Consider the following 9,559-nt stretch of genomic DNA (forward strand, 5'->3'; position numbering starts at 1 on the left):
CGTACCCGTTACTTCGGGTATGCAGATCGGCCCGTCCGGGAGACCGCGATGAGGGAAGACGTCGACACCACGGCGGACGCAACGCTGCTCGACGCCTTCCGCGCCGGTGACATCGCCGCCGGCGAGACCCTTTTCCGGCGGCACGCCGAGCCGCTGCGCCGGATCGCCGCGGGCTGGGTCTCCGAGCCCGCCGAACGGGACGACCTCGTGGCCGAAGCCTTCGTGCGGGTCCTGAGCGTCATCCGCGACGGCGGCGGCCCGCGGGAGAACCTCCGCCCCTATCTCGCGGTCACCATCCGGAATCTCGCGGCCAAATGGAGCCACCACCACAAGCGGGTCGAGCTGTACGGCACGACCCCGGCGGTCGAAGAGGCCGCCGGGACGATCGGCGCGGAGGAACTCCTCATCCTCCGCTCGAACGCCCGGCTGGCCTGGACCGCCTATTGCGCACTCCCGGGCCGCTGGCGGACAGTGCTTTGGCGGACCGAAGCCGAAGGCGACTCGCCGAAGGTGGTCGCTCCGCTGTTGGGAGTCTCGCCCAACGGCGCCTCCGTCCTGGCCCTGCGTGCCCGCGAAGGACTCCGACAGGCCTTCTTGCAGGCGCAGGTCCCCGAAACGGGAACGCCGTGCTGCCAGGAGGCGCGGCGCCGGATGGGCGCGTGGCTCCGCGGCGGTGTGCCGGGCCGCCGGGCGGACCTGATCGCCGCGCATCTGGCGGGCTGCGAATCCTGCCGCACCGTCGCCACCCGGCTCGACGAGATCAACCGCGAGATGCCGCCGGGTGTCCGCGCCGTCTCCGCCTGAACCCGATCAGCCGGGGACAGGGGCGCCCTCCCCCGCGATCCGCAGCGCCTCCACCAGCTCCCGGTACAGCGTGTCGGTGGCGAGCAGGTGCTCATGACTACCGCTCGCCCGGACGCGGCCTTCCTCCATCACCACGATGGTGTCCGCGTCGATCACCGTGGACAGCCGGTGCGCCACGGTGACCACGGTGCCCTCGCGGGCCAGCCGCCGGATGCAGTCGTGGATCGCGCTCTCGGTCCGGCCGTCGACCTGCGCGGTCGCCTCGTCCAGCAGCACCACGTCCGGCGTGCGCAGGATCGCCCTGGCCAGCGCGATCCGCTGCCGTTCCCCGCCGGATACCGAGGTCGACGAAAGCGGCGTGTCCAGTCCGTCGTCGAGCGCGGCGATCTTGTCGCTCAGCCGGACCTCTTCGAGCGCCCGCCGCACCTCTTCCTCGGTCGCGTCGGGGTGGGTGAAGAGCAGGTTCTCCCGGATCGTCCCCGGCACGATCGGCGTCTCCTGCTCGACGTAGGCCAGCCGGGTCCGCACATCCGCGTACGGCAGGTCCGCGTACTCGCGTCCGTCCAGCAGCAGTGAACCCGACTCCGGCCGCACGAACCGCATGATCAGCGACAGCATCGTGGTCTTGCCCGCGCCGGACGGCCCGACGATCGCGGTGTGCCCGCGCCTCGGGATCTTCAGCGACACTTGCCGCAGCGCCGGGTCGCCGCCGTAGCCCGCGGTCACCCCGCGCAGTTCCAGTACCGGGCCGCCCTGCTCGCCCGACGGCTCCGTCCGGGCGGGCGCCCGGTCCTCTTCCACCTCGAGCGCGTCCATCTCCCGGATCCGCCCGGCCGCGGCGATCCCCGCCTGCAACGCGGTCATGTTCTGGCTCAGTTCGGTGATCGGCTCCATCAGCGCGAACGCGTACAGCAGGAACGCGATGAGGCTCGACACCTCGAGCAGGCCCGCGCCGACCCGCCAGGCGCCGAGGCCGAGGATCACCAGCGTTGCGGCCTGGATCCCCGTCCAGGCCACCACCCAGGCGACGGCCTCCCGCCGCACCGCGCGGACACCGTGCGCGGCGGCGGCTTCCGCGTCGACCAGGATCCGCTCGGACTGCCGGGCTTCGGCGCGGCTGGCCTTCACCGTGCGGATCGCCCGCAGCGCGCCTTCGAGGACGCCGCCGAGACGGCCTACGCGGTCCTGCGCCTTCTCCTGTTCCTTCGCGATGGCCGGCATGAGCCACGTGAACAACGCGATCACCACGAGCACGGCCGCCACCGTCGTCGCCAGCAGCACCGGGTCGAGCACGCTCATCAGCACCAGGGTGCCGACGAGCATCACCACGCCGTTGATCAGGCCGATCACGCTGGACGACGCCGCCTCGCGCAGGAGCACCGTGTCCGAGGTGACGCGGGTGATCAATTCCCCCGTCGGCCGCTTCGTGATCGCCGGGATCGTCGCGCGGAAGAACCGCCGCACCATCGATTCCCGCGCCTTCAGCACCACCCGCTCGCCGACGGTGCCGAGCAGGATCCATTGCCCCAGCCAGATCACCGCGCCGACCACCATCAGGCCCGCCAACGCCAGCACGGGGCCCGCCAGCGACGCCGACGAACCGAGTGAGTCGAGCACCCACTTCGTGACCATGGGGGTGGCGAGACCGGCCGCCGAACCGAGCAGGGCGAGTAGCAGGCCGATCGCCAGTGCCCCCTTGTGCGGTCGCGCGAACGACCACAGCACCTTCAATCGTGGAGTGTTCATGGTTCTCAATGGAACACGAGTGTTCTAAAATCGTCAAACGAGTTCCATATCGGGAGCGAGGTACGGTACCGGCCATGAGTGAGGGTGTGGTCACCGAGACGGGTGTCCGGGCGAGGACCCGGCGCGCGATCCTGGACGCGGCCATCGAGACGTTGACCAAGCAACCGAGCGCCACGCTGGCCGACATCGCGGCGGCGGCGAACGTCGGGCGCACCACGGTGCACCGGTACTTCGCGGAGCGTTCGGACCTGATCGACGCCATCAGTCACGACGCGCTGGACAAGATCTCCCAGAGCACCGAACGGGCCCGGCTCGACGACGGCCCGGTCCCGGCGGTGCTCGCCCGGCTGTGCCAGGAGTACTTCGAGCACGCCGACATCTTCCAGTTGCTGTTCACCATGCCGGATCTGGTGACCCGGCCGGAATGGGCGGAGGAGAGCGACGACGACCGTCGCCTGCTGCGGCTCATCGAACGCGGGCACGCCGAGGGCTCGATCGATCCGGCGATGACGAAGGAGTGGTTGCTGCAACTGCTCTGGAGCCTGCTCTACACGGCGTGGGAACTGGTGCGCGAGAAGACGCCGAAGCACGAGGCGCTCACGTTGTGCCTGCGCAGCCTGGAAAAGGTCATCGCGGTTGGCTGAAGTCCTCCGAAGTGATGACGCGGACTCGCGCGGCTTCGAAGATCCTGTCCCGGTGACAGAAAAACCGGTACGCGCCTGGGGAATCCTCTTCGGCGGGCTCGCGGTGTTCGTGGCCGCACCCGCGCTGCTGCTGGCGACCGGGCACGGCACGATCAAGCCGTCCGCGGATTCGGACAAGGCGCTTTCCCTTGCCGGAGCCCTGATTCCGGCGCTGGCCGGGATGCTGCTGACCCACGGGATCCCGCTCCACGCGCCGAAACTGCTCCCCGACGCGACCGACCGGGGCAGACTCCGGAAGCAGGCGACGGCCTTGGCGCTCATCGCTTTCCTGTGGCCGCCGGCGTTGTTCCTGGTTTCGGCCGCGGGTCAACAGGCGCTGGTCCGCGACATCTGGGCGCTCGCCAAGCCGTTCGTGTTCTTGGTGCTGCCGCTGCTTCTCCTGCGTACGCGAGGGGAACCCGATCCGTTCCGGCTGACGTGGCTGCCCCGGCAGACCTGGCGATGGCTCGCGCCGATTCCGGCGGTGCTCGTGTTCGGCTGGCTCTCCGTCCTCGGCCCGCTCGCGCCGCCGCTCCCCACCGCGGAGGACTACCCGGATCCGGTGTACCTGGCCGTCGGCGCCACGCTGACCTTCTTCACCGCGAACGTCCTCGAAGAGGTCTTCTTCCGCGGCATGCTGCAGACCCGGCTGGAGGCGCTTTTCGGGCGGTGGCCGGGAATCCTGCTGTCGGCCCTGTTGTTCGCCTGGTTGCACCTGCCGACGCACGGACAGGGCTCACTCCCGCTCACCCTGGGCGCGATCGTGGCCTTCCAAGGGTTCTTCGGCCTGTTCGCCGGCTATCTGTGGTCGCGCTACCGCAACCTGTGGGCGCCGATCGCCGCGCACACGGCGATGAACACCCTGCCCCTGTTGCTGATGTGAGCCCGCGGCCACTCGTGAGTGGTAAGGACGGTTAGAACCGTCCTTACCACTCACGAGCCGGTTGGGCGGATCAGGCGCCGATGGTCGCCGCGTCGATGACGAACCGGTACCGGACGTCGCTGTTCTCGACCCGGTCGTAGGCCACGTTCACCTGGTCGGCCGAGATCGTCTCGATCTCCGCGCCGATCCCGTGCTCGGCGCAGAAGTCGAGCATCTCCTGGGTCTCGGCGATTCCGCCGATCATCGAACCGGCGAGCACCCTGTTCCCGCCGAGCAGCGAGAAGGCGTTGTAGGACAACGGTTCGCCGGGCGCACCGACGTTCACCATCGCCCCGCCGACCCGCAGCATGCCGAGGTAGGAATCGACGGGCAGCGTCGCGGAAACGGTGTTGAGGATCAGGTCGAAACGGCCGCGCAGCGTCTTGAACGTCGACGCGTCACCGGTCGCGAAGTAGTCCTTCGCACCCAGCTTCAGGCCGTCTTCCTGCTTCTTCAGGCTCTGGCTGAGCACGGTGACCTCGGCGCCCATGGCGACCGCGATCTTGACCGCCATGTGGCCGAGCCCGCCGAGGCCGACGACGGCGACCTTCTTGCCCGGCCCGGCGCCCCAGCGGTTCAGCGGGGAGTAGGTGGTGATGCCCGCGCACAGCAGCGGAGCGGCGACGTCGAGGCCGATCCCTTCCGGGATACGGCAAACGAAGGCGTCCTTCACGACGATCTGCCTGCTGTAACCGCCGTAGGTGTTCTCGCCGTCGAACCCGACACCGTTGTACGTCTGGATGTTCCCCTTGACGCAGAACTGCTCGGTGCCCGCGAGACAGTATTCGCACTCGCCACAGGAATCGACCATGCAGCCGACCCCGACGCGGTCGCCGACCCGGTACTTCGTCACACCGGAGCCGACCGCCGCGACGACGCCGGCGATCTCGTGACCGGGGACCATCGGGAAGATCGCGCTGCCCCAGTCCTCCTTCACCTGGTGGATGTCGCTGTGGCAGATCCCCGCGTACGCGATGTCGATCAGCACGTCGTCCGGACGCAGGTCGCGACGCTCGATCGTCGTCGGCGACAGAGCGGCGCCCGGGGACGGCGCGGCGATGGCGTGCGTGGTCGTCGTCATGAAACCCTCCGAGAAACAGTGAGACCATGTAAGAGGTCACTTACAACGAGCGTAAGAGGGCTCTTACATATTCCGCGACCGGGACGGTGTGATCCACGACATGGGCGGCAAGTACCATCACGGCGACCTCCGCGCCGAACTCGTGCGGGTCTCGCTGGACCTGATCGCCGAACAGGGGCTCGGCGCGTTCTCGGTCGCCGAGGTCGCCAGGCGCGCGAAAGTCAGCCCGGGGGCGCCCTATCGACACTTCCCGGACAAGGAGAGCCTGCTGGCCGCGATCGCGGCCACCGTCGCCTGCCAGCTGGCCGACAGGGTGCAAGAAGCCATCGAGGCCGAGAGCGACCCCGTCGCCGCACTCGCCGCGGCCGCCGGCGCGTACACGGAATACCTCATCGAACGCCGGGCAGGGATGAACATCATCTACTCGGACGGCCTCCAGGGTCCCGAGCACGCCACCCTGCACGAGCAGACCCGCCGCCTGACCGACCAGTTCGTCATGCTCTGCCTGACCGTCGCGGACCGGCCGCAGGACGGGCTCGAACTGATGGAGCAGCTGTTCACGCAGGCGCACGGCTACGGCACGTTCTATCTCGATGGCGTCTTCACGAAACAGGGCTACTCCACGGAAGTCGTCGTCCGGAAGTCGGTAGAGGCCGCCCGCGCCGCCATCGAAGGCCGCGCGAAAATGTGACCTGTTTCACGTCTGATTTGTCCGATTACCGGGGCTCCCCGCGCCGACAGGATGCGAAGCGCAATCCTTTCGACAACAAGGAGAACCGCGTGAGCACCGGGCAAGAAGTCGGATCGTGGCGGGAACTGGGCCGCCATACGAGCACCGCGGCGGTATTGGCGGGTGGTGTGCTCGTCGGCGCGATCACCATCTACGTGGCGGCGAGCCTCCTGCCGACCGCCGTCCAGGACATCGGCGGGCGGCCGCTGTACGCCTGGACCATGACGGCGTTCCTGGTCGCCCAGGTAGTCGCGACCATGCTGGTGGCCCGGGCCCTGTCCCGCTTCGGCGGCAAGGCTTCCTATCTGCTCGGTTTCGGTGTCTTCGCCGCGGGCTCGGTCCTGTGCGCGGCGAGCCCGTCGATGCCGGTCCTCCTGATCGGCCGCGGGGCACAGGGACTCGGCGCCGGCCTGCTGACCGGGCTGGGCTTCGCCCTGATCCATTCGGCGTTACCGCCACGGCTGTGGAGCCGGGGCAGCGCCCTGATCTCCGCGATGTTCGGGGTGGGGAACTTCGCGGGCCCCGCGCTCGGCGGTTTCTCGGCACAGTTCGGTTCATGGCGGTCGGCGTTCGCGATCCTCGCCGTGGCCGCGGGAGTGCTGGCGATCTTCGTGCCCCGGGCGCTTCCCGCCGTCGGACCCCCGGCACAGTCGCCGCCGGTCCCGGTCGCTTCGCTGGCCCTGATCGTCGGCTCCGCCGGGGCGGTGAGCGTGGCCGGGATCCTGTCCGACGTCCTCGCGATGGCGGCCTTCATCGCGCTGGGTCTCGCACTCGTTGGCGCGTTCCTGGTGACGGAAAACCGTGCGGCGGCCAGTGTCCTGCCCGGTTCGGTGTACCGGCGGGGCTCACGGCTGCGGTGGATCTACCTGACCATCATGGTGCTGGCGTCCGGTGTCGCGGTGGAGACGTTCTTGCCGCTGTTCGGCCAGCGGCTGGGCGGGCTTCCGCCCGCGGCGGCGGGATTCTTCGCCGCCGCGCTGTCCTTGGGCTGGTCGGTGAGCCAGCTCGCCAGCGCTTCGTCGCGCAAGACACGGCGGCTCGTGCCGGCCGGGCCCGTCTGTCTCGCCGCCGGGTTCGCGCTGCTGGGGCTGCTGCAGACCGAGCAGCCGTCGCTACCCGTCGTACTCGCCTGGCTGCCGGTGCTCTTCCTCGGTGGCACCGGAATCGGCATCGCGATGCCTCATCTGTCCGTCGCGGCGATGACCTCCGCCCCGGACGGCGAGGGCGGGCAGGCGGCGGCCGCGATCGCGACGATCCTGACGATGTCGACCGCGTTCGGCGCGGCGGTCGCCGGTCTGCTGGTCAACTTCGGCGGCACTTCGGTGGTCACGTCGGCGAGGTGGCTGTTGTTCGGCTTCGCGGCCATCTCCGCGGTCGGCCTGCTCACCGCACGCCGCGCGGCCTGAGTCCGGTCAGTTCCGGGAGCGCCTCGTGCGCACGCGCGGGGGCGCTTCCGGACAACGGCCGTCGCACCGGATGTGCGCCCAGACGATCTTCCCGCCCCGCACCGGCTCGCGCCGGACGCCCCACTGCACCGCCACCCCGTCGACGACGAGCAGCCCGCGGCCGCGGGGATCCTCGATCTGCGAACACCGCGCCCGGGGTTGCTCGACACTGACGTCCGCGACCTCGATGCGCACCGCGCAGGGTGTCACGCCACGCCACAACTGGATGTGGCGCGCGCCACCCCCGTGCACGTACGCGTTGGCGACGAGTTCCGTCGCCGCCAGCAGGACGTCGTCGAGATGCTTCTCGCCGAGATCGGGAAGGCATCTGACCACCCAGGCACGCATGTCCGGCAACGCCCGTGGCGTCGTGGCTCGCAGGTCAAGCACCCAGGTTCCCGGCACCGGATGCTCCGCGATACTGATCATGGAGCCACCCTTCCCCGTCGCGCGCGGCCTCCCTGCTGAAGTCGCACATCCGGGTTACCCAGAACGCCCGCCGATCAACCCGTGTCGGACCCGACACTCCGATCATCGGGCCGCGATACCCTCCAGCACCGTCTTGACCACGGCTTCCACCTCCGGTGAACCGGTCACCGAGGGGCCGTGCGGAAGCAGAGCGGAGAGCACTGTTTCGTGGCAGACACCGACCAGCATCGCCGCCGCCGCGCCGACATCGCCGTCCAGCCTGCCCAGTTCCCTTTCCGCCCGCAGGTATCCGGCGAGACGATCGCGCCAGGTCTCGCCGTCGCCTGTCCGTTCCCCGAACCGCGCGAGCACGACGGGACGGGCCAGCAGCCCGGCGAACGCGGGCAGGATCTCCTTGTGCAGAGCCAACCCGTACGCCAGCTGGGCACGGAGATTGGCCTCGACCGTAGCCGAACCGGGCTCGGGCAGCTCGCCGAGTCCGGCTTCTACTCTCCGTACGTGTTCGGCCAATGCGTCGGCGAGCAACTCCTCCTTGTCGGCGAAATGGTTGTACAGCACGCCATCGGCGACTTCAGCCGCACGCGCGATCGCCCGCACCGTGAGTTCCGCGGTGCCTTGCGCGGAAATCAGGTCCGCGGCGGTGCCGATCAGGTGCTCGCGCAGGCTCCGGCCGTCTTCCGCCCGGCGCAGGGCGGCCGCTTTTCGCGGTGACATCAGGATTTCGCCCTGACCAGCCAGGCGGCGCCGCGCAACCGGACACCGCCGGAACCCTCGAAGGGCCGCAGCGCGACCGAAAGCGCCTCCCGCGCCCGCTTCGCCGCTTCGGCGCCGGCCAGATCGAGGTGGTACTTGACCGGCCCCCAGTCCGCGATGAACCCGGCCGCGTCGGGAACATCCCTTCCCCACACCTGGTCCGCCTCGACACGGTCGCAGGCGACATCGCGGAACCCGGCGCCGGTCAGCACCGAGCGAACCCGCGCCGGGTCTGCGAACGCCGTCGGGCCCGTGCCGTCCTCGCCGGTCGGGGTCGGCAGAAACGGCGCCAGTGCGCCGAAAACCGCACCGAGATCGGTTCCGGCGAGCGCGGTCATGCACAGAAAGGCGAGCCTGCCGCCCGGTTTCAGCGCCCGGCGGACGTTCGCGAAAGCGGCGACCGGATCGGCGAAGAACGTCACCGCGAACCGGCTGAGCGCGACGTCGAAAACCCCGTCCCCGAACGGGAAGACCTGGACGTCGCCCTGCTCGAACACCACGTTCGCGACACCTTCGGCCTCCGCGCGCGCCCGCGCCGTGGCGAGCATCGGCGCGGACAGGTCGATCCCGGTCGCGCCCCCGAGCGGAGCGCGGACGGCGGCGAGCCGGGTGACCTGCCCGTTGCCGCAGCCGATGTCGAGCACCCGGTCGCGCTCGCCGATTCCGGCGGCGTCGAACAGGAATTCGTTGAACCCGCTGTTCACCGCGTCGTAGCGCTCGTCGTGCTCGGCCCAGTGCCGTCCCTCGTACCCGTTCCACGCCTCCGACTGCGCGGTGTTGACGATGCCGGACATACCAGAACCTCCTCCGTTATGAACGTGCGTTCATGAACACGTGTTCATACTGGAGGAGGTCTGGTTCGCTCGTCAAGCGGCACATACGGGGTAGGGGTAAGGCTGAGTGGCGTCTCGGCACAGGGGTCGTGAGCGGCGATTCGGGTCAGCGGCTGCGCGTGAAGGCCCCCTT

The 9,559-nt window shown here is 69.6% G+C and carries 10 protein-coding genes; 5 read left to right on the forward strand and 5 right to left on the reverse strand.

Going from position 1 to position 9,559, the window contains the following annotated elements; all coding sequences use genetic code 11:
• Positions 1-48: 48 nt before the first annotated feature.
• Positions 49-804 (forward strand): sigma-70 family RNA polymerase sigma factor, encoded by a 756-nt coding sequence (locus tag AC0685_RS07315; protein ID WP_478224778.1) that lies wholly within the window; start codon positions 49-51, stop codon positions 802-804.
• Between the two features lie 6 nt (positions 805-810).
• On the opposite strand, the gene AC0685_RS07320 is transcribed toward AC0685_RS07315, so the two are convergent.
• Complete coding sequence (locus AC0685_RS07320) at positions 811-2,550, reverse strand: ABC transporter ATP-binding protein (protein ID WP_478224779.1); 1,740 nt, start codon at positions 2,548-2,550, stop codon at positions 811-813.
• Between the two features lie 74 nt (positions 2,551-2,624).
• On the opposite strand from AC0685_RS07320, the gene AC0685_RS07325 reads away from it, so the two are divergent.
• Together AC0685_RS07325 and AC0685_RS07330 are read left to right on the forward strand one after the other, a co-directional pair.
• Entirely contained in the window at positions 2,625-3,194 is a 570-nt protein-coding gene (locus tag AC0685_RS07325) for a TetR/AcrR family transcriptional regulator (RefSeq protein ID WP_378443468.1), read from the forward strand.
• 52 nt (positions 3,195-3,246) lie between these two features.
• Positions 3,247-4,116, forward strand: coding sequence for a lysostaphin resistance A-like protein (locus AC0685_RS07330; protein WP_478224780.1), 870 nt, complete (start codon positions 3,247-3,249; stop codon positions 4,114-4,116).
• 70 nt (positions 4,117-4,186) lie between these two features.
• On the opposite strand, the gene AC0685_RS07335 is transcribed toward AC0685_RS07330, so the two are convergent.
• Positions 4,187-5,236, reverse strand: coding sequence for an NAD(P)-dependent alcohol dehydrogenase (locus AC0685_RS07335; RefSeq protein WP_478224781.1), 1,050 nt, complete (start codon positions 5,234-5,236; stop codon positions 4,187-4,189).
• Between the two features lie 88 nt (positions 5,237-5,324).
• On the opposite strand from AC0685_RS07335, the gene AC0685_RS07340 reads away from it, so the two are divergent.
• Both AC0685_RS07340 and AC0685_RS07345 read left to right on the forward strand, forming a co-directional pair.
• The gene (locus AC0685_RS07340; protein ID WP_478224782.1) at positions 5,325-5,927 is read left to right on the forward strand and encodes a TetR/AcrR family transcriptional regulator; all 603 of its coding nucleotides are present in this window, start codon (positions 5,325-5,327) and stop codon (positions 5,925-5,927) included.
• An 89-nt stretch (positions 5,928-6,016) separates the two neighbouring features.
• Positions 6,017-7,372 carry an MFS transporter gene (locus tag AC0685_RS07345; protein ID WP_478224783.1) on the forward strand — a complete coding sequence of 452 codons (1,356 nt, stop codon included), beginning with the start codon at positions 6,017-6,019 and terminating at the stop codon, positions 7,370-7,372.
• A gap of 6 nt (positions 7,373-7,378) precedes the next feature.
• On the opposite strand, the gene AC0685_RS07350 is transcribed toward AC0685_RS07345, so the two are convergent.
• From AC0685_RS07350 to AC0685_RS07360, 3 genes are all read right to left on the reverse strand, one after another.
• Positions 7,379-7,840 (reverse strand): ATP-binding protein, encoded by a 462-nt coding sequence (locus tag AC0685_RS07350; RefSeq protein WP_340685645.1) that lies wholly within the window; start codon positions 7,838-7,840, stop codon positions 7,379-7,381.
• Between the two features lie 102 nt (positions 7,841-7,942).
• Positions 7,943-8,554, reverse strand: a complete 612-nt coding sequence (locus AC0685_RS07355) for a TetR/AcrR family transcriptional regulator (protein ID WP_478224784.1) — start codon at positions 8,552-8,554, stop codon at positions 7,943-7,945.
• Entirely contained in the window at positions 8,554-9,387 is an 834-nt protein-coding gene (locus tag AC0685_RS07360; protein WP_478224785.1) for a class I SAM-dependent methyltransferase, read from the reverse strand. Before AC0685_RS07360 ends, AC0685_RS07355 begins: the two co-directional genes overlap by 1 nt.
• Positions 9,388-9,559 lie beyond the last annotated feature (172 nt).

This window comes from Amycolatopsis sp. NPDC043889 (genome assembly GCF_056435645.1).

Bases quoted from the DNA above. Each gene is read 5' to 3' on its own strand.
- AC0685_RS07360 (WP_478224785.1), bottom strand. From the start codon at position 9,387: ATGTCCGGCATCGTCAACACCGCGCAGTCGGAGGCGTGGAACGGGTAC.
- AC0685_RS07350 (WP_340685645.1), bottom strand. From the start codon at position 7,840: ATGATCAGTATCGCGGAGCATCCGGTGCCGGGAACCTGGGTGCTTGAC.
- AC0685_RS07335 (WP_478224781.1), bottom strand. From the start codon at position 5,236: ATGACGACGACCACGCACGCCATCGCCGCGCCGTCCCCGGGCGCCGCT.
- AC0685_RS07320 (WP_478224779.1), bottom strand. From the start codon at position 2,550: ATGAACACTCCACGATTGAAGGTGCTGTGGTCGTTCGCGCGACCGCAC.
- AC0685_RS07355 (WP_478224784.1), bottom strand. From the start codon at position 8,554: ATGTCACCGCGAAAAGCGGCCGCCCTGCGCCGGGCGGAAGACGGCCGG.
- AC0685_RS07315 (WP_478224778.1), top strand. From the start codon at position 49: ATGAGGGAAGACGTCGACACCACGGCGGACGCAACGCTGCTCGACGCC.
- AC0685_RS07325 (WP_378443468.1), top strand. From the start codon at position 2,625: ATGAGTGAGGGTGTGGTCACCGAGACGGGTGTCCGGGCGAGGACCCGG.